At 74.6% G+C, this 19,686-nt stretch carries 13 protein-coding genes and 1 riboswitch; of the genes, 3 read left to right on the top strand and 10 right to left on the bottom strand.

The window, feature by feature from the left end:
• Window positions 1-111: 111 nt before the first annotated feature.
• The 3 genes from H3C53_08990 to H3C53_08980 form a co-directional block, all read right to left on the bottom strand.
• Window positions 112-747 carry a hypothetical protein gene (locus tag H3C53_08990; protein MBW7916801.1) on the bottom strand — a complete coding sequence of 212 codons (636 nt, stop codon included), beginning with the start codon at window positions 745-747 and terminating at the stop codon, window positions 112-114.
• 161 nt (window positions 748-908) lie between these two features.
• Window positions 909-2,225: an aspartate--tRNA(Asn) ligase gene (gene aspS / locus H3C53_08985; GenBank protein ID MBW7916800.1), complete on the bottom strand. Its 1,317-nt coding sequence runs from the start codon at window positions 2,223-2,225 to the stop codon at window positions 909-911.
• Between the two features lie 190 nt (window positions 2,226-2,415).
• Window positions 2,416-2,847, bottom strand: a complete 432-nt coding sequence (locus tag H3C53_08980; GenBank protein ID MBW7916799.1) for a hypothetical protein — start codon at window positions 2,845-2,847, stop codon at window positions 2,416-2,418.
• Window positions 2,848-2,934: 87 nt separating this feature from the next.
• On the opposite strand from H3C53_08980, the gene H3C53_08975 reads away from it, so the two are divergent.
• Window positions 2,935-3,600: an aquaporin gene (locus H3C53_08975; protein MBW7916798.1), complete on the top strand. Its 666-nt coding sequence runs from the start codon at window positions 2,935-2,937 to the stop codon at window positions 3,598-3,600.
• A 29-nt stretch (window positions 3,601-3,629) separates the two neighbouring features.
• Here the strand turns inward: H3C53_08975 and H3C53_08970 are convergent, their stop codons facing one another.
• The 5 genes from H3C53_08970 to H3C53_08950 all read right to left on the bottom strand — a co-directional run bounded on the left by H3C53_08970 (window position 3,630) and on the right by H3C53_08950 (window position 13,473).
• Window positions 3,630-4,655, bottom strand: a complete 1,026-nt coding sequence (locus tag H3C53_08970) for a thiamine diphosphokinase (protein ID MBW7916797.1) — start codon at window positions 4,653-4,655, stop codon at window positions 3,630-3,632.
• Window positions 4,648-5,673: an ABC transporter ATP-binding protein gene (locus H3C53_08965; protein MBW7916796.1), complete on the bottom strand. Its 1,026-nt coding sequence runs from the start codon at window positions 5,671-5,673 to the stop codon at window positions 4,648-4,650. The genes H3C53_08970 and H3C53_08965 overlap by 8 nt, the downstream gene beginning before the upstream one ends.
• An 88-nt stretch (window positions 5,674-5,761) precedes the next feature.
• Window positions 5,762-7,426 carry an iron ABC transporter permease gene (locus H3C53_08960; protein MBW7916795.1) on the bottom strand — a complete coding sequence of 555 codons (1,665 nt, stop codon included), beginning with the start codon at window positions 7,424-7,426 and terminating at the stop codon, window positions 5,762-5,764.
• A gap of 12 nt (window positions 7,427-7,438) precedes the next feature.
• Window positions 7,439-10,837: a UvrD-helicase domain-containing protein gene (locus H3C53_08955; GenBank protein ID MBW7916794.1), complete on the bottom strand. Its 3,399-nt coding sequence runs from the start codon at window positions 10,835-10,837 to the stop codon at window positions 7,439-7,441.
• Entirely contained in the window at window positions 10,834-13,473 is a 2,640-nt protein-coding gene (locus H3C53_08950; GenBank protein MBW7916793.1) for a PD-(D/E)XK nuclease family protein, read from the bottom strand. The genes H3C53_08955 and H3C53_08950 overlap by 4 nt, the downstream gene beginning before the upstream one ends.
• A 414-nt stretch (window positions 13,474-13,887) precedes the next feature.
• Between H3C53_08950 and H3C53_08945 the strand changes: the two genes are divergently transcribed.
• Window positions 13,888-15,714, top strand: coding sequence for an ABC transporter ATP-binding protein (locus H3C53_08945; GenBank protein ID MBW7916792.1), 1,827 nt, complete (start codon window positions 13,888-13,890; stop codon window positions 15,712-15,714).
• Window positions 15,711-17,528, top strand: coding sequence for an ABC transporter ATP-binding protein (locus tag H3C53_08940; protein ID MBW7916791.1), 1,818 nt, complete (start codon window positions 15,711-15,713; stop codon window positions 17,526-17,528). Before H3C53_08945 ends, H3C53_08940 begins: the two co-directional genes overlap by 4 nt.
• Here H3C53_08940 and H3C53_08935 read toward each other — a convergent pair.
• Both H3C53_08935 and H3C53_08930 read right to left on the bottom strand, forming a co-directional pair.
• Window positions 17,496-18,590: a thiamine ABC transporter substrate-binding protein gene (locus H3C53_08935; protein MBW7916790.1), complete on the bottom strand. Its 1,095-nt coding sequence runs from the start codon at window positions 18,588-18,590 to the stop codon at window positions 17,496-17,498. The genes H3C53_08940 and H3C53_08935 overlap by 33 nt on opposite strands.
• 38 nt (window positions 18,591-18,628) lie before the next feature.
• Window positions 18,629-18,731, bottom strand: a riboswitch (TPP riboswitch).
• Window positions 18,732-18,790: 59 nt separating this feature from the next.
• On the bottom strand, window positions 18,791-19,686 hold an 896-nt coding region (locus H3C53_08930), incomplete at its 5' end, for an MFS transporter (protein MBW7916789.1).

The following is a 19,686-nucleotide window of genomic DNA, read 5'->3' as shown; positions in this document are numbered from 1 at the left end:
GTGAGGGAGGTGCGCCGGGAGCGGGAACAAGGCGCGACGCCTACTGGACGAGGACGGGGCCCCACCCGCAGCGCGGGGCCCCGTCCTCGTGGAAGCAACGGTGTGGGCGGCTCAGAACTTGGCGCGCAGCGCGGCCACCACCTGGTTGACGGCCGCGTTGGCGGCCTCCGCGAACAGCGGTCCGACCGTCGGGTCGTCGTAGCTGACCGTGCCCGCCACGGGGACGTTGCTGATGTTGACGTTCGGGCTGCTCGCCTCGCCGGCGCCCTTCTTCGAGACGACGACCTCGCCCGTGATGATGTCGGTGGCCCGCACGTCGACCTCGATCTGCGCCTTGGTCTGGCCGAGCGTCACGCCGAACAGGCTGCCGCCGGGGCGCGCCACCGTGGCGCGCGTGACGGTGCCGGTGACCACGTAGCCTGCACCCGCGGCCTTCGCCAACGCCACCGGGTCGAGCGACTCGAGCCCCTGCTTCTCCATGATCGTCAACAGCTCGCTGCGCTCGACCACCACGTAGCAGCCAGACTCCTTGAGGAGCGTGATGAGGCGCGCGGTGGCGGCGTCCTCGACGCCCACCACGCTCACGCCGCCACCCTGGCTCGAGGTGTTCTGGAAGTCGACCACGGCCACCGTCGGGATCGGGTCGGAGACGCAGGCGGCCGGCTGGGTCGCCTCGGTGGTGGGGGCGCAGGCGCTCAGGGCGACGAGCCCGGCCAGGAGTAGAGGGAGCAAGGTTCTACGCGGCATGCTGATCTCCTTCTCGCCGCCGTGGTTGCACGGCGCGACGCGGCTTCGTTGCTGCGACCAGGCTAGCAGAAGGGCGTCAATCGGCCATCAAAGGGAGCGGCGGTGGCGTCACGTGGCCCAGGTCGGGTCCACTCGGGAAGCGGTCCCCGCCGCGGCGCCGTTCAGGGCGTGAGCCTCTGGGCGTCGCGCGGGAAGGCGCGAGCGAAGCGCACGTTGTGTACCCCGAGCAGGAGCGCCGTGAGCCGCTCGGCCCCGATGGCGAAGCCGCCGTGTGGCGGCATGCCGTGCTTGAACACCTCGAGGTAATCCGCGAACGCGGCGACGTCCATGTTGCGCTTGCGCAGCTCCTCGACGAGGACCTCCGGCCGGTGGACGCGCTGCCCGCCCGACGTGATCTCGACTCCCCGGAAGAGCAGGTCCAGCCCGCGCGTCAGGCCGCCTTCCAGCGGGTAGGTGTAGAACGGGCGGGCGGCCTGCGGGTAGCGCGTGACGAACACGAAGTCCGCGCCGTGCTCCTCCTTGGCCCAGCGCCCCACCAGGCGTTCGGCCTCCGGGTCGAGGTCCTTGCCGCCCGTCGCGTGCCCGTACCGCTCGGCCACCAGTTCGCGCGCCGCCAGCAGCTCGATGCGGGGGAACGGGACGGTGACGTCCGGCAGCTCGGCGCCGAACGCCGCCAGCTCGGCGCCGCAGGTCTCGGCCACGCCGGTGAGCATGCTCTTCAGCAGCGCCTCCTCCAGGTCCATGACGTCGGACTCGTCGTCGATGAAGCCGAACTCGACGTCGAGCGACAGGTATTCCGAGAGGTGGCGGTGCGTGTGGCTCTTCTCCGCGCGGTAGACGGGCGCCGTCTCGTACACGCGCTCGAACACGCCCACCATGATCTGCTTGTAGAGCTGCGGCGACTGCGCGAGGTAGGCGCGCCTCCCGTAGTAGTCGACCTCGAACAGGTTGGCGCCCCCCTCGGCCCCCGCCGAGACGAGCTTGGGCGTGAAGATCTCCGTGAAGCCGGCGTCGTCGAGGTAGGCGCGGAAGCGGCGCACGAGCTCGGCCTGCACCTTGAGGAGCGCCCGCGCCCTGGGGCTGCGCACGGTGACGTGCCGGTACTGCAGCAGCGTCTCCGGGTTGGCGTGCCACTCCTCCTTGGCGAGCTCGACCGGGGGCGGCTCGGTGGCCGCGCTGATCACCTCGAGGTCGGTGACCCGCACCTCGAGGCCGCCCGGCGCCTTGGCGTGCGGCACGACCGTGCCGATGAGCCGGACGCAGCTCTCGTGCAGCGGCACCTCGATGCCCTCCAGCACGCACTGCACCACGCCGGTGCGGTCGCGCAGGACGAGGAAGCGGATCCCGCCGAGGTCGCGGCGCGTGAGGATCCACCCCACGAGACGCACCGGCCGACCCTCGTGAGCGGCCAGGTCGCGCACCAACACGCGCCCTCCCGCCGTCTCCACCCCGCCTGCCGCTTGCCTGCCGTTCGTCATCGCCTGCCTCCTCGGCCGGTACCCCAACTGCATGCCCCCGCCCCGCCACTAACGAACGACCCCCGAGGCGAGCCTCGGGGGTCGGTACGCGGTCCGCGCAGACGCCTACGCCCCGAGGCGAGCAGGACCCGGATCGGTCGCTGTGCTCCTGTGGAGGGCGTCAGGCATGCGCGGAAGCTTAGCAAGCGCGCTAGGACGCGTCAAGGCGGCCTCCGCGTTCCTGGAGGTGGGCGCGGATCAGTGCCAGGTGCCGCCGGTCCTTGGGTCGGTCGAGCCGCTCCTTCATCGCGATCACGTCGGCGAGGGGCGCGCACGGCACGCCTGCGACGACCTCGGCGCGCGCCACCACGGCGGCGGCCGGCTCGCCGAGCCAACCGTCGTAGATCTCGACGTCGTCGCCGACCTTCACCCGCAGGTCCTGCCTGCCGCGGTCGAGGGTGGCCGCGGTCGCCGCGACGAGCTCCAGCGCCCGCGACCACGCCGGTCCGCGCGCCACGATGTCGAGGTCCACCGCCTCGGGCAGGATGCCCCGCAGGACCAGAGAGGCGCTGGAGTGGAGGACGAACTCCCCTGGCGGCAGCGCCAAGGCGGCCAACCTGGCGTGGATCTGCTCGAGGTTCACCTCGCGAGTATACGGGCGGGCTCCCCGCCACGGGAGCGCGAAGCTGTGGTTAACATCTTGTGAGACTCACATGAGAGAGGATCCGGCATGAACACGAAAGCACTCGTCGCCGAGTTCGTCGGCACCTTCACCCTCATCTTCGCGGGCGTCGGTGCCATCGCCATCGGCGCCGACCTCGTCGGCGTGGCGCTCGCGCACGGCCTCGCGCTCGCCATCATGATCACCGCGGTCATGGCCGTGAGCGGCGGCCACCTCAACCCGGCCGTCACCATCGGCCTGTGGGCAGCCGGCAAGTTCCCCACCGCCGGCGTCGTCGGTTACCTGCTTGCCCAGGTGGCCGGCGCGTTCGTCGCTGCCGTGCTGATCAAGCTCGGCCTGCCGGACCAGACGGCGGTGGCGGGCACCGGCACCCCCACCCTGGCGGCCGGAGTGAGCGTGGGCTCCGCCATACTCCTCGAGGCCGTCCTGACCTTCTTCCTCGTGTTCACGGTCCTCGGCACGGCGGTCGACAAGCGCGCGCCGAAGCTTGGCGGCCTGCTCATCGGGCTGTCGGTCACGATGGGAGTGCTGGTGGCCGGCCCCATCACGGGCGCGGCCCTGAACCCGGCGCGGCACCTCGGCCCGGCGCTTCTCGCCGGCGGCGCCTTCCTCGGCCAGTTCTGGATCTACTGGCTGGGCCCCGTCCTGGGTGGCGTGCTCGCCGGCATCGTCTACCGGGCCGGCATCGAGGCACCCGAGCACCGTCCGAACTGACCCTGTCGGGAGCGAGGCCAGGGGGGCGGTCAGCCGTCGTCGGGCCCGGTCGCGGCGGCTCCGCCGGCCCCCGCCAGGAAAGCCTGTAACGCCCGCATGGCCGCGAGGGACTTCGGGAAGCCCACGAACATCGCCGCGTGGATGATGGTCTCGCGCAGCTGCCTCTCGCTCGCGCCCACGCGGAGCGCGCCCCGCAGGTGGGTGGGCAGTTCGGTCACGGCCCCCGCCCCCGTGAGCAGCGCCACCGCGAGCAGCTCGCGGGTCGCCAGGTCGAGCCCGCCGCGAGCGAACACCTCCGCGTAGGCGACGCGCTCGACCAGGTCGGCCAGGTCGGGATCGGCCGCCGCCAGGGCCGCCCCGATGCGCCCCCGCTGCGCCCCCCAGATGGCCTCCCGCGGGTCGGTCGCGGCGTGTTCCACGAGGAGCGTCACCACCCCGGCGTGCACCTCCAGCGTGACGGCGCCCCCGACGGCGACGTTCGAGACCCCGAGGCCGCTGCCCAACGGCAACGAAGCCGCGCTCAACGGGTAGCGCACGCCGGTGGTGGTCACGTTGCAGTCCTCCGTGAGCGCCAGCAGGCTCACCGTGGTCCCCTCGGGCAGGTCGCGGGTGGTCGCGCCCCCCGCCGCCACGGGCCGCGCCTCGTGAGGGCCGGCGAGCAGCGTCACCTCGCGCCCAGCGGCCGCCAGGCGGCCGGCTATCAACAACGCGCCAAAGCTCTGGTCGAGGCGCGACCCGAACGCTCCCACCACCGTGGCGCGCTCAGCGCCGCGCGCCCAGGCGGCGCCAAGCGCCAGCTCCAGGTCGAGCTCGTTCTTCGCCACCGGGTGGCGCTCCACCGCCACCGTCGCGTGCCGGCGCAGGTCGCGCTCCTCGACGCTGTCGAGGTCGCCCACGATCAGGTCCGGGGTGACGCCGAGCACGCGGGCGTGAGCCAGGCCGCCGTCGGCGGCGACGATCAGGTCCGCGCCGGCGAGGGCCAGGGGCCACAGGTGGGGGAGCGGCAGGGTGCCGCCCGCCAGGATCAGGGCGGTGCGCGCACGCGCCTCAGACATCGTCCGTCCTCCCAGTGCCGGCCAGCGCGCGCCACGAGTCGGGCGGCGTCACGAGGCCGAACGTCGTGCCGGGCGTGGGCCGCTCCGGCAGCTCGCGGTCGTGACCGCGCCACACGACCTGCACCCCCCACGCGCCCGCGCTCAGGACGAGGCGCCAGGCCAGTCCCTCGCGCCCCGCCGCGGTCACGGTGGCCGTGACGCCGCCGGCGTCCGGCGCCACGAGCCGGGTGCGGTCGGCGCGCAGTAGCACGGCGCCCCCCGGCGGCGCGCTCACGGGCAGCCGTGCCCCCGCGGCGCCCTCGAAGACGTTCTCGTGGCCAAGGAACCTCGCGGCCCACGCGTCCGCCGGCGCCTCGAGCAGCTCCTCGCCCGGGCCGACCTGCACGAGCGCGCCGCCCCGCATGAGCGCCACGCGGTCGGCGACAGTGAACGCCTCCACCTGGTCGTGGGTGACGTAGATGGCGCCGGCGGGGGAGCCCGCCAGGATGGTCCTTAGCTCGAGCTTCAGGAGCTCGCGCAGGCGAGCGTCCAGGTCGGAGAGGGGCTCGTCGAGGAGGAGCAGGCGGGGGGTCGGCGCCAGCGCGCGCGCCAACGCGACCCGTTGCTGCTGGCCGCCGCTCAGCTGGTGGACGCGACGCCGCTCCAGTCCGGTCAGGCCGACCAACGCCAACAGCTCAGCCACGCGCGCGCTGCGCCCCGGCTCCGGCACGCGCCCCTCCACCAGGCCGAACGCCACGTTGGCGGCCACGTCGAGGTGAGGGAAGAGGGCGAAGTCCTGGAACACCATCCCGAAGCCGCGCTTCGCCGGCGCCACGCTGGTGAGGTCCTCGCTACCGAGCGCGACGCTGCCGCCGTCCGGCGTCTCGAGTCCGGCCACGAGCCGCAGCAGCGTGCTCTTGCCGCAGCCGCTCGGCCCGAGCAGGGCGAGGGTGGTGCCCGCCGGCAGGTCGAGGCTGACGTCCGAGACGGCGGTCACGGCGCCGAACCGCTTCGTGAGTCGCTCGAGGCGCAGGTTCACGGCGCGGGGGCGGGGTTGGGGGTGGCGGGCGGCACGCTGCGCTGCATCATACCGGCGCGTCCCTCGCGGCCGGCCCCGAGGAGGCGCTTCAGAACTCGCCGCGGCCGCGGCGCTGCAGGACGAGCATCACGACGGCCGTGATGACCATGAGCACGACGGCGAGCGCGAGGGCCTCGCCGTAGTTGGCGGCGCCGGGCCTGCCGAGGCGGTCGAAGATGGCCACCGGCAGGGTGGCGTACTCGGGGCGCACCAGGAGCAGTGTGGCGCCGAACTCCCCCATCGACACGGCGAAGGCGAAGGCGAACGCCGTCGCCGTGGCGGGCGCCAGAAGCGGGAGCTCGACTCGCAGCAGGGTGCGCAGGGGTCCGGCGCCGAGCGTGGCGGCGGCGTCGGCCAGCGCGGGCGGTTGGGCGCGGTAGGCGGGTAGGAGGGTGCGCGTCACGAAGGGGAAGGCGAGCAGCGCGTGCGCGAGCGGCACGCCCCAGGCGGAGCCGACGAGGAGGGGGTAGGTGAGCAGGTAGCCGAACGCCAGCGTCACAGGGCTGGTGGCGAGGGGCAGTAGGCTGGCCTGATCGAGCCAACGCCAACCGCCGCGCGCGACGGCGTGAGCGAACAGGAAGCCGATGAACAGCGCGAGGCCGGCGCTGCCGACCGCGAACGCCAGCGAGTTGCGTAGGGCCGGCCACAGGCCCGTGAAGCCGACGGTCGTCGAAGGCGCGAGCAGCCGCGCGTAGTTGCCGAGCGAGGGCCAGTCCGCGCCGGGCGCCGCGAACGAGCGCGCCGCCAGGGCGACGAGCGGCGCCAGCACGAGGGCGCCGGTGGCGAGCAGCGTGACGCCGACCAGGGCGCGGGCGCCGCCACGCGGGGCACGCGCGGCGTCGCCCGGTGTCACGCTCACGGCCAGTCGCTCCTGCAGACGCGTGTAGAGGAAGCCGAGGCCGACCATCAGCACGAGCTGCACGAGGGCGAGGGCGGCGGCCGCGTCGAGCTCGAGGAGGCGGGCGGTGAGGCGGTAGATCTCGACCTCCAGGGTGGCGAAGCGCGCCGCCGGCGCCAGGATGACGATGACGCCGAAGCTCGTGAAGCAGAAGAGGAACACGAGCAACGCAGAGGCGAGCGTGGCGGGCAGCGCCAGCGGCAGCGTGACGCGCCACAACGTCCGCCGCTCGGTCGCGCCGAGGGTGGCCGCGGCCTCCTCGAGGCGCGGCGCCACCCCGGCGAGGAAGCCGCTCACCACTCGCGCCACGACCGCGAAGTTGTAGAAGACGTGCGCCAGCAGGACGACGGCGAGGGTGTCGCGCAGGTCGACTCCCAGCGCGCCGCGCGGTCCGACGAGCGCCAGGAAGCCGATGCCGGCGACGACCGTCGGCATGACGAAGGGCACGGTGAAGGCCGCCGTCAGCGCGCGCTTGCCGCGGAAGGCGTAACGGGCGAGCAGCAGCGCCGTCGGCAGCCCCAGCGCGACCGTCAACGCGGTGGAGAGGAGCGCCTGTAGGAGCGTGAAGGCGATGCGTCCGAGGTAGTACTGGTCGACGAGGGCGGCGAGGAAGCCGGCGCCGAACGCCTCGCCGGGCGCCGGCGTGAGGCTGCGGCCGACGATCACGGCGAGCGGCACGGCCAGGAAGGCGGCGAGGAAGAGCGTCGCGGCCGCGCCCGAGAGTCGCGTCAGGAGGTGGCGGGGCACTGCGCCCAGTGTAGGCCGGGCGCCGCCCCGCGGCGCGCCCCGCGGCGCACCCGCCTGCCTAGCCGCCACCCCGACCGCCCGTCAGTGGGCCGTGACGCGCAGGACCTCGCCGGAGGCCGCCAGGACGACGAGGCCGAGGGGCGCGCCCGTGAGACGAAGGTAGGCGCGGACCTGCTCCCGGTAGCGGGCGAGCGTCGGTTCCGTCGGGGCGCGGTCCGACTTCCAGTCGATCACCGCCTCGGGGTGGCCGGCGGCGTCGATCGCCACGGCGTCGGCCACCCCGCTCCAGACGACCTCGGCCCCGGTAGCCGGATCGCGTTCGACGCCCGCCACCGGCACCTCGGCCCACAGCCTCCCGCTCAACGCCCGCACCTCGGGGGCGTGCCAGGCGCGGTGCGCCATGGCGGCCACGTCGGCGGGCGCCACGCCGGGGTCGTCCGTGGCGAGTGCCGCCAGCAGCTCCTCCGCCCGCCGCGTCAGGTCTGGCGGCGTGGGCGCGGTGTCGCCCTCCACGATCTCCTCCATGAGCTTGTGAAGCAGCACGCCGCGCGTGGTGCCTGCCGCGGGCCGGTCGGTGGGGAGGGCGTCGTCGTCGGCGTCGAGCGTGCTCAGGACCCACTCGCCGAGCTCCGGCGTCAGGGCCGGTGGTGCGGGGGCGTCGGTCGCGGCGGCCGACGCCGCCGGCGGTTCGTCGCGCCGGCTTGGGGCGCGCCGCTCCACGTGCCTGACGGCGCGGGCCACCGCGGCGGATTGCGCCTCGAACTCGTCTCTCGTCGGGCCGCGGTCGCTGGGGCCGGAGGCCGCAGCGCGCGTGGGCGCCTCCGTGGCCGTCACGGTGCGCCACGGCACGACCTCCTGCCAGGGGACCAGGTCGCACCAGGCGTCCGTTGCGGCGTCGAACGCGAACGTCGGGACGACCAGGAGGTCGCGGGCGCGCGTGGCCGTCACGTACCAGAGCCGGAGGCGCTCGGCGCGGCGGTCGGCGCGCTCCGCCTCCTGCAGGGCGTCGGCGTCCGAGCCGGCGTGGCCGAGGAGGCTCATGACAGGCCGGCCGGAGTGACGGCTGTACCAGGGTTCCTGCCACCTGGCCGGGCCTGCCATGGACCCGACGGGTATGACGACGCGCCACTCGAGGCCCTTGGCCGAGTGCATGGTGATGAGGGTGACGGCGTCCTCCACGGCGTCGACCTGCCCCTCGGGAGCGGTCTCCGTGTCGAGCCACGCGCGCCAGGTGGCGTCGGCGTAGGCCTGCAGGCCGCGCGACTCGTACGCCTTGGCCGCCCGCAGGAAGCGGTCGAGGTTGGCGAGCGCCCGTTCGGCGCTGCGCGGGTGGCGGTTCACCAGGGTGGCCCTGAGCTCCAGCGCCTCGCAGGCCGCCGCGAGGAGGGCGTGGGGCGGGGTGGTCGCGCGCGCCGCGGACAGGGGCGCGAGGGCGGCGATGACCTCGGCGACGCGCGGGACGGGCACGAGGGCGGGGTCGGTGCGGAGGCTCAGCTGCGGCTCCGCGCCGGCCGCGGCGAGGGCGTGGGCGACGTCGAGCAGCTCCTCCAGCGTGACGCCGACCATCGGGCCGTGGAGGAAGGCGCCGAGGGCGAGGGTGTTGGCGGGGTCGGCGAGCGCGCAGGTGAGGGCCACCATGTCCTGCACCTCCTGTCGTCGGTAGAACCCCTTGCCCGCCTGGCTGGCGACGTCGAGGCCGAGCGCCTCGAGCGCACGCTCGTGGTGCTCGAGACCCGTGCTGGTGGGGGCGAGGAGCGCGATGTCGCCTGGACTGACCGGTCCGTCCAGCAAATCGGTCGCGCCGTCCACCAGCCGCCGGCAGAGGCTCGCCACCGCCCGCGCCTCTGCCGCGCGCTTCTCCTCCATGTAGCGCTCGGCCGCCGCGTGGGGGCCGTCGCCCCCGGCCGCGGTCGGCTCGGCGGCCGCCCCGACCTGGAGCCGCACGAGCGCCGCGCCCCGCCCGTCCGGGCGGCGGGCGCCGAGGTTCGCGTAGCCCGCCTGGCCGGACGCCGACAAGGGCGCGGCGAAGGTGAGGTTGGCGTTGGCCAGGAGGGCGGGGACCGACCTGAAGTTCTCCGTGAGGGCGAGGGTCAGCGAGCCGGGGTCGCGCTCCAGCCCGCCTCGCAACGCGGCGTAGGTGCCGGGGTCCGCACCGCGGAAGCGGTAGATGGACTGGTTGGGGTCGCCCACGACGAACCTGGCTGCGGGGCGCGCCGGCCAAGCGCGCCAGTCGCCCGGCCGCGGCTCGCCGGTGAGGCGCCACACGATCTCGGCCTGCGACGGGTCCGTGTCCTGGAACTCGTCGACGAGCACGTGGCGGTAGCGCGCGGCCAGCTCGGCCCTCACGACCTCGTGTTCGCGGAGGAGCGCCGCCGCGTTCGCGATCAGGTCGTCGAAGTCGACCGCTGCCCTCTCGCGCTTGGCGGCGCCGTACTCGGCCAACATCTCGCGCAGGGCCGCGACCAGCAGGCCGAGGAGGTGGTCCACGCTCGCGGCCGTGAGGGCCACGGCCGCGGCAGCGAAGGCGCCGTGGGCCTCCTGCAGCGCGGCGTAGCCGGCGGCGGCCGCGGCCTTGGACGCCCCCGCTGCCGCCACCGCCTCGAGCCAGGCCCCCTTGGACCGGAGCGCCCTGACGGTCAGCTGCTGCGTGAAGAGCGGACCGGGCTCGCCCGACAGCGCGGCGGTGGCGGCCTCGGTGGTGCTTGGGGCCGCGGCGATCGGCGCCAGCCAGGCGTCCACCGCCGCCGCCAGGGCCACCAACGGCTCGGGCGCCGCCGGCTCGGCGCCTATGAGGCCGCAGAGCGCGGCGGCCGCGGCCAAGGCGCCCCTTACCGCGCCGGTCACGTCGGCGGCGGGCGTCGCGGCGCCGGGGTGGGCGCGCAGCAGCAACGCCAGCTCCTTTACGGCGTCCGGCCCGGGCGCCGCCGGGTGAGACATGAGATGGACGAGCGGGTCCGTGGCGTCGTCCCGAGCCCGCCCGCCGAGCCTGCGCCGCAACCAGGCGCCGAAGACGTCGCCGAACAGCAGTTCCGCCTCCGCGGCGTCGAGCACGGTGGCACCCGGGTCGATCCCCGCCTCGACCGGGTACGGGAGCGTCAGCTCGCGCGCGAAGCCGTGGATGGTCGTGCTGGTGAGCTCGTCGAGAGCCGGGAGGGCGGCCGCGAGGTGGCGGCGCTGCTCGACCGTCGGGGCGGCGCCGAACGCCGGCTCGAGCGGCGCCGGGACGACGCCGGCCGCGAGGCTCGTCACGTAGTCGCGCACCCGAGAAGCCAGCTCCGCAGCCGCGAGCTCGGTGAAGGTGATGGCGGCCACGTGCCGTGGCTCCACCCCGCCGGCAAGCAGCCACGCCACGCGGCCCGCAAGCACCGCGGTCTTGCCGGAGCCCGCGCCCGCCTCCACCAGCAGGCCGTGACCGAGGTCCGTCAGCGCCGTGCGGCGTGCTGCGGCGTCCGGCAGCGGGGTCGGCGCGAGGCCCGTCACGTGGCGCCGCCAAGGAGCTCGTCCAGCTCGCCCCTCGCCGCGGCGAGGGCGGCTCCCTTCAGCTCCAGGTAGCGGTCGGCGCCGTAGGCGGGGAAGGCGAGCCGCGCGTCCTCGAACGGCGCTGCCAGGGCCGGCCCCGCCAGAGCGTTGCCGGCCAGGAGGGACCGCGCCGCGAGCGTCACGGCGGCCGTGAGGACCGGCACGTGGGAGTCGGGGTCCTCGAGCGGCAGCACCACCCGCTGACGCGGATGCACCAGCAGCGCCTCCACGTCCCAGTCGGCGCCGAGCAGCTGCCGCACGGCCGCGGTGTAGAGCGTGCGCTGCAGCTCCGCGCCCCCCTCGAGGCCGCCGAGGCGGGCGACCGGGCGACCCGACTTGTAGTCGACGACCCGGACGCGCCGCTGGGCGCGATCGACGTCGAGGCGGTCGATCACGCCGCGCACCCTGACCGTGGTGCCTGGCACGAACACGCTCGCGCTGGGGTCCCAGGGCAGCCCGTCGGCAGGCGCGGCCTGCCCGGCGTAGCCGAAGCGCAGCTCGACGTGGCTCTCGGCCCCGAAACCGGGCGGTGCTCCCACCGTGAGCGACCAGACGGCCCACTCTTCCACCGCCGCGAGCGTCTTGCGCCACAGCGCCTCCGGTGGCAGGGGGTAACGCGTCTCCCAGGCGGAGCCGACCGTCCGGCACGCCGCCGCCACCCTCCCCTTCACGTCCGGCGGGGCACCGTCCGTGCCTGCCGCGGGCCGCGCCGCCCGTTCGAGCACCTGGTGCAGCAGGGTACCTAGGGCGGCCGGGTCGAGCGCGAGCAGCTCCGTGCGCGGCTCGGGGCGCTCCCAGCGCAGGGCGTAACGGACCACGTAACCGTGAGGGTTGAGCAACAGGCTCCGCAGCGAGGTGGCGGACTGCACCCGCTCGAGCGCCGCCGCGAGCGCGGGGTGATCGGGCCGCACCACGCCGTCGTGCGGCGTGAGGTCCGGCGAGTAGGCGGCCCTGTACGCCGCGGCGGCCCGCCGCTGCCTGGGGTCGGAGGCGAGCTCGGCGGGCCTGGCGGCGCGGCGGTATGCCTCGGTGACGGCGCGATCGCCAGCGCCACGTCGCGCCTCGACGGTGGTGGCGCCCGCCAGGCTGGCGAGGAGGTGGCTACGCGGCGCCACGCGGCCCCTCGCATCCCTGCGGGGGTACGACACGACGAGCTCCGTCCGCGCCGCCGCGACCAGCGCGGCGAAGGCGTCGCCGTCCTGGCGAGTGACGCTGCGCTCGCGGAGCACCAGGCCCGGCCTGATCCGCTCCGGCAGGAGCGGGTCCTCGTCGGAGCCGCGGCGCGGCCAGCCGCGCGCCGACAGGCCGAGTAGGCGGGCGTGAGGGCGGGGCCAGGCCGTGAGCGCGGCCGCCGGCCCCCACAGGACGGCGGCGGCCGGATCGACGCCGTCGTCCACCCGCAGGCGCGCCAACGTCTGCTCCAGTACGCCGGGCGGGCCGTCGGCCATGGCGCGGCGCCACAGCTCGGCCGCGCGGCCGTCCAACCAGCGCGCCCCGACGCGCCGCGCCGCGGCGAGGCCGAGCTCGAGGTCGGCGACGAGGCGCACGATGATCTCGGCCTGGTGTGACTCGCGAGCCGCCAGGGGCCGTAGCGCGCGCCGCCACCGCTCCGTGTCGATTAGGAAGGCGTCGGGCGCCAGCTCGTCCGCCCAGTCCTCGGGTACGAGGCCGAGCGGACCCACGTTGGCGCGCCGCGCCGCGGTAGCCAGGCGCCTGACCTCGACCTGCCCGGGACCGCGCACGAGGGCGTCAGCCAGGGCGGCCACGACCTGGCCCACGGGCGTCGAGAGCGCCCTCACGCCGTGCGCCGCGTGCAGCGGGATGCCGGCCTCCGCCGCCAGGAAGCCGATGGCGTCGTCGTAGGCGGCGGTGTCAACGGCGGCGATCAGGACCTCCTCGGGCCGGCGACCCGAGGCGATCAACTCGCGTGCCCACCCGAGCGCTTCGAGCGCCTCGTGGTCCGGGTCGGCGCACCCCACCACGGTCGCGGTCGGCAGGGGCCGCGGCTCCGGCGCCGCCCACGCCACGGTGGCCGGCAACCAGGCCGGGGCCGGCGGCGAGGCGCCCCGCCAGGCAACGGGCACGACGCCGGCGAGCTCTTCGACGAGCGGGCGGTAGAGGGGCGGCACGTCGGCCAGGCCCTGCAGCGTGACGGGTCCCGTGAGGCGGGGCGCCCTGGCGACGCGAGCGCGAGCGAGCGCCACGAGGCGCGGCGGCAGTAGAGCGCCGCCCACGAGGGAGGCGGCCACGTGCCTCTCGAGCGCGGCCAGCTCCGCCCAGCGCCCGCCCGCGGTGGCGCGCTCGCCCAGGTCGACGTTCGCGTGCCAGGCGGCCTGCAGCGTCCGCGCCGCGGCCCGGGCGAAGCCGGGCATGACGGCGACGCCGGCCAGCGTGGTCAACTCGGCCGCCGGCGGCTCCTGCAGGGCGGCGCGCACCTCGGCCCCGGTCGCCGCCCGCGCGAAGCCGCCCGCCAACCGCGCCGCCAGCCCCGGCAGCGTGGTGATCACGTGACCGAGACCGCCGCCCGCCGCGAGGGCGTCTCGCAGGCGGCGCTCGCCGAGCCTGCCGGGGACGACGTGGGTGTGCCTGCTGAGCATTCGACTCCAATGAACCCGCGCGGTCGTTACCCCGGGAGGATAGCGCGCCGGCGCGACAGCTAACGCCGCGGCGGGTCGGACGCGCCTCGCCCTGAGCGCGGGGCCGCCCCCGCGCACGGCGAGCCGCGCGGTGCGATTGACAAGGGCGGGCCGAACCGCTACAGTTCACCTCGCGATGGCGATCCTCCTGCCCGATACCGTCAGCGCTGCCCGCGCCGCAGGCGCCGGCGAGCCGCGAACGGGAGAGGACTGCCTAGCGATCATCGCGCACTGACCCCAAGAGAGCACCGCGACGACCGTGGGCGGCCCCCGACCGAGGCCCCCACGGTCGTACTCATGCCGCGTGGGCCTGACAGGGAACCTACCAAGCACCCGAACCAGTCCCGGGAACCACCGGAGACCCACGAGGACCAGATGAGCGACGCCGCCCTCACGCCGAGCAACGACCGACCGCCCCGCGGCCACTCCCTTGGCGCCGTGTTGTGGCGCTACCTGGCGCCGCAGAGGCCCATGGCGGCCATCATGACCACCCTGCTCCTGCTGGCCACCGGCCTGCAGCTTCTCGTGCCGCAACTGTTGAGGTCCTTCATCGACGGCGCCATGGGCGCCGCGCCCGAGGCCGAACTCGTCAAGATCGCGGTCGCCTTCCTCGTCGCCGCCCTGCTGACCCAGCTCCTGGGCGCGGTCGCGACCTACGTGGCGGCCGCCGTCGGCTGGACGGCGACGAACCTGCTGCGCGAGGACCTCACCGCGCACACCTTGGGCCTCGACATGGCGTTCCACAACGCCCGCACCCCGGGCGAGATGATCGAGAGGATCGACGGCGACGTCACCGCCCTGTCCAACTTCCTGTCGGTCTTCGCGGTGCGGGTGTTGGGCGGCGCGCTCCTGCTGGTCGGCGTGTTGGTGGCGCTGTGGCTCGAGAACCCGGCGATGGGCGCGGTACTGACGGCCTTCGTGCTGCTCGAGCTCGTCGTCCTGTCGCGAACGCGGCGCGCCGGTGTGCCGGCCACGCGCCTCGAGCGGGAGGCGAGCGCGAAGCTGTTCGGCTTCATCGAGGAGAGGCTGCAGGGCCTCGACGACCTGCGCGCCAACGGCGCCGGAGCGTACGTGATGCACCGCTTCGGCGCGGTCATGCGAGGCGTCTACCACGACACAAGGCGGGCCTGGATGCTGCGGAGCGTGGTGTGGCTGTCCGGCTACGGGCTGATGGTCGTCGGCACGGCCGTCACGGTCGGGGCGTCCATCTTCCTCGTCGGCCGCGGCGCGCTCACCGTCGGCGCCGCCTACATGGTGTTCCAGTACCTGCTGATGCTGCAGAACCCCGTCGAGCAGATCACGCAGCAGCTCCAGGAGCTGCAGAAGGCGGGCGCCGGCGCCCAGCGCGTGGGTGAGCTGATGGCCCTCTCGTCGGCGCTGCCGCGCCGCGGCGAGCTGGCGCTGCCTCCCGGTCCGCTGAGCGTCTCCTTCGAGCGCGTCAGCTTCAGGTACCCGGACGAGGACCCGGAGCGGCTCACCCTCGACGACGTGAGCTTCCGGCTCGCGCCGGGGGAGCGGCTCGGCCTGCTGGGCCGCACCGGCTCGGGGAAGACGACCCTCACCAGGCTCCTCTTCCGCCTCTACGACCCCGTGGCGGGGCGGGTGCGCCTCGGCGGCGTCGACGCCACCGAGGCCGACCTGGACGCCCTGAGGGCGCGCGTCGGCCTCGTCTCGCAGGAGGTGCAGCTCTTCAGGGGGACGCTCCGCCACAACCTGACCTTCTTCGACGACGGCGTCGACGACGACCGCATCCTCGCCGTGCTGGCCGAGCTCGACATGCTCGACTGGCTGGAGCGCCAGGACGCCGGCCTCGACACCGTCATCGACTCGGGCGGCCGGAACCTGTCGGCCGGCGAGGCGCAGCTCGTGGCCTTCGCGCGCGTCTTCCTCCTCGACCCGGGGCTCATCGTGCTCGACGAGCCGTCGTCGCGCCTCGACCCCGCCACGGAACTGCGGCTGGAGGCGGCGCTGGAGCGCCTCCTCGCGGGGCGCACCGCCATCGTCATCGCGCACCGCCTCGAGACGGTGGAGCGCGTCGACTCGATCCTGGTAATGGACGGTGGCCGCGTGGCGGAGTTCGGTCCGCGCCGCGCGCTGGCCGCCGACCCGCGCTCCCGCTACGCCCGCCTGCGCCGCGCCGCTCTCGATCCGGACGCACCGGCGTCGGGCTCCCACGCCGGCGTCCTGGAGGAACTGGCATGACCTTCTCGTCCAACCCGCTGCGGCTCGCGCTGGCGCTCGGCCGCCAGCGCCGTTGGTACTTCGTGCTCACGGCCACGCTGTGGTCGCTCATCCACGCCGTGCCGGTGCTGTTCGCCCTGGCCATGCGCGGGCTGTTCGACGCCCTCTCGGGAGCCCAGGCGGCCGGCCTCAACGCCTGGACCTACCTGGCGCTCGGCCTGAGCGTCGACGCGGTGAGGATCCTCCTCTTCGTGGGCGGCATCTACACCTGGGCGACGTGGTGGCTCGAGCTGACCCTGCACGTGCGGCGCGCGCTGCTGAGCTACCTCCTCGAGGCGCACGGGTCGCGGCGGCTGCCCGACTCGCCCAGCGAGGCCGTCACGCGCTTCCGCGACGACGTCAACGACATCGGCGAGTACTTCGAGCACTGGTGCGACTTCTGGGGGTTCGCGGCCTACGCGCTCCTGGCGCTCGCGACCATGCTGCTCGTCGACCCGTTCATGACGCTGCTCGCCTGCGTGCCCCTGGCCTCGACCGTGGTGCTCACGGGGGTGCTGCGGCCACACATCCGCGCCGCCCGCCGCCTCAGCCGCGAGGCCACCAGCCGCGTGACGGACTTCCTGGGCGAGACCTTCGGCAGCGTGCAGGCCGTCAAGGCGTCGGGCCGCGAGCCCTTCGTGTTGCGACGCTTCGCGTCCCTCAACGCCGTCCGCAAGCGCACCGCGCTCAGGGACACGCTCCTCACCGAGCTCTTCAGGAGCGTCACCGACAACATGGTCAACATCGCCACGGGGATCATCCTGCTCCTCGGCGCCTCCCGGCTCGAGGCGGGCACGTTCACCGTCGGAGACTTCGCGCTCTTCGTGACGTTCCTGCCCCGCCTGACGGGGGTCATGTCGTTCATGGGGTTGATGGTGGTGCAGCACCGCCGCACCGGCGTCGCCTTCGAGCGGCTCGGGCGCCTGCTCGTCGACGCGCCCGTGGCCGCCGTCGTCACGCCCAGGAACCACGACCTCGAGCGGCCCCAGCGGCCGTTCGTGGCGGGCGCTCCGCGGCCGGAGCCGTTCAGACGCCTCGACGTGGCCGGCCTCACCGCGGGTCACGGCGACGCTCGCGGTGTCGAGGACGTGACCTTCACCGTCGAGCGCGGCGAGTTCGTGGTCGTGACCGGCAGGGTGGGGGCGGGCAAGACGACCCTCCTGCGGGCGCTGCTGGGGCTCGTCCCGAAGCAGGCCGGGACGGTCAGCTGGAACGGTCGCGAGGTGACCGACGCCGCGTCGTTCTTCGTGCCGCCGCGCAGCGCCTACACGCCCCAGGTGCCGCGCCTCTTCTCGGATTCGCTGCGCGAGAACGTGCTCCTGGGTTCCGACCTGACGGACGCCGAGGTCACCGAAGCCCTGGAACTCGCCGTGCTCGGGCCGGACCTGGCGACCCTCACGGGGGGGCTCGAGGCGGAGGTCGGCACGCGCGGCGTGCGCCTCTCCGGCGGGCAGGTGCAACGCGCGGCCGCGGCCCGCATGCTGCTGCGCCGCGCGGAGCTCCTGGTGTTCGACGACATCTCGAGCGCCCTCGACATCGAGACGGAGCGTCGACTCTGGGACGGCATCTTCGCCGCCCGGACGCCGGGAGAGGACGGGTCGAGGGTCACCTGCCTCGTCGTCTCCCACCGCCGCGCCGCCCTCGAGCGGGCCGACCGCGTCGTCGTCCTCGAGCAAGGGCGGGTCGTGGCACAGGGCACCCTCGCGGAGGTCAGCGCCGGTCGGTCGTGGTTGGTGGCCGCGGGCGACGGCCCGCCGGCCGCCTCACCTCACGCTCGACGGGAGCCGACCCTGTAGGACCACGGCGGTCCACTGCTTCAGCCAGCGCGCCTGGTTCGCCTCCAGCACGCCGGGGGCCAGGGGCGCCGCGACCGCGCCCGGAGCCACCCGCCCGTAGGCGAGGAACTCGGGCGGCTCCGGCGCGTCCGCCACGACGGGAGCGACGAACATGGCCAGCGGTATGGCCGACTGCACCGCTGGGCTCAAGAGGAAGTCGATGAACGCCTCGGCGGCGGCGCGCTGCTTCGTTCCCGCCAGGATGCCGGCCGCCTCGACCTGGCGGTAGGCGCACCCCGCGCATGTCAGGTTGGCGGTGGGGGCGGCGCTCAAGGGGGCGTCGGCGAAGATGACCTCTGCGGCGGGGCTGGTGGCGTAGCTAACCACGATCGGCCTGTCGCCGCCGTAGCGCGTGAACCGCGTGTAGTAGGCGTCCGTCCAGCCGTCCGCCACCGCCACGTCGTTCTTGGCGAGGTCGGCCCAGAAGTCGAGCCAGTCGCCGTCTCCACCAGCGGTGCCGACGATGCCGGCCTGTGGGTCGCCGAAGCGCGCCACGGTGGCCGCCAGGAAGGCGAGGCCGGGGCTCGAGCTGGCGGGGTTGAGGACCACGGTGAGCCCGCGGTAGGGCGCCGCCGCCAGGTCGGCGAGGTCGCTCGGCAATGGCAGGTCGTTGGCCGCGAACCAGCCGACGTCCACGTTCGGCACCACGTAACCGACGTCGATCGGCGTCACGAGCCCGCTCGGGTCGAACCTGAACGCGGGGTCCACCCGCGCCAGCGCCGGGCTCAGGTACGGCTCGAAGATGCCCTCCGTGCGCACGCGCTGCAGGAGGCTCTCGTCGACGCCGAACAGCACGTCGGCGAGTGGCCTCGCTCGCGTGAGGACGGCGCGGTTGACCACCTCGCCCGCGTCGCCGCCCTGCAGGAACGTGACGGCGATGCCCGTGCGCGCCGTGAAGTCGTCGACCAGCTCCTTCGGCAGGGCGAAGGAGTCGTGCGTGAGCACCGTCAGGCGCTGGGCGGCGCCCGGCACCGTCAGTGCCAGCAACGAGACGAGTAGGGCCGACCTGATGAACACGCGCATGGTGCACGTCCTCTCATCACCACCGGACGCACCGCGCTTTCGGCGCCGCGTCACGCTCCCTCCGCCCGCATGATCGGGGTCAGGTCCTAGGGTTTGATCTCAGCCCGGCGCGACAGGCGCCGGACACCCCTGGTGACGCCCCGAAACTACCGCCCGTCACCGGCGGCGTCAAGGCGCGCCCTGGCCCGTCACCGGCGGCGTCAAGGCGCGCCCTGGCCCGGCCCGGCGCCTTCCCGGCGCGGCAGCCGCCACGCCGCCACCGCGCCAGTCAGGACGAAGAGCGCCGCGGTGACGAGGAAGATCGTGCGGTAGTCGGTCTGGCCGGGCAGGCTCGTAAGCGTCACCACGGCGCCCGCCACCATGGGCGCGAGGGCGCGGGACGCGGCCGCGACGGAGTTGTCGATGCCGTAGACGGAGCCCGCCGCGGCGCGCGGGGTGAGGTGCGCCAGCATCGCCGAGATGGCGGGCAGCACCCCGCCCGTCGCCAGGCCGATCAGCACGTTCACGAAGATGAGCTGGAGCACGTTGGTGACGAAGGCCATGGGGACGTAGAAGGCGGCGCAGGCGAAGGTCGAGGCCACCAGGATGACGCGGTAACCGACGCGGTCGGAGAGGCGCCCGAGCACCACGCCGCTGAGGGTGGACGAGCCCGCTGCGAGCCCGATCGCCAGCCCCGTGTACATCCCGGCCAGGTCCGGCTTCACGGTGATGGTGGCGATGAACAGCGGGAGGAACGGCACGAGCATCGTGCGGCCGAGCCAGGCGCTGAAGCGCAGGAAGTAGGCGAGGGGCACGCCCGGCGCCCGGAACACCTCGCGCCAGGTGGCCAGCATGCCACGCAGCCCCCTGCCGGGGTCGGCGGGCGGGGTGAAGCGTTCCCGCACGCCGAACAGCACGAGCAGGCCGCCCGCCAGGAGCAACGCGGCCGTGACCACGAACGACAGGCGGTAACCGAAGAAGAACTCGAGGGCGCCACCGAGCATCGGTCCGACGGAGGCGCCGGCCCAGGCCGCCGTCTGCATCATACCCATGGCGTAGCCAAGGCGCTCGCGCGGGGCGGCGGCGGCCACCATCGAGTTGGCCGCGCTGACCACGC

It is taken from the genome of Trueperaceae bacterium (assembly GCA_019454765.1).
Lineage (GTDB): Bacteria > Deinococcota > Deinococci > Deinococcales > Trueperaceae > JAAYYF01.
The sequence above is the reverse complement of the archived record's forward strand: the minus strand, read 5'-3'. Positions and strand labels throughout refer to the sequence as shown.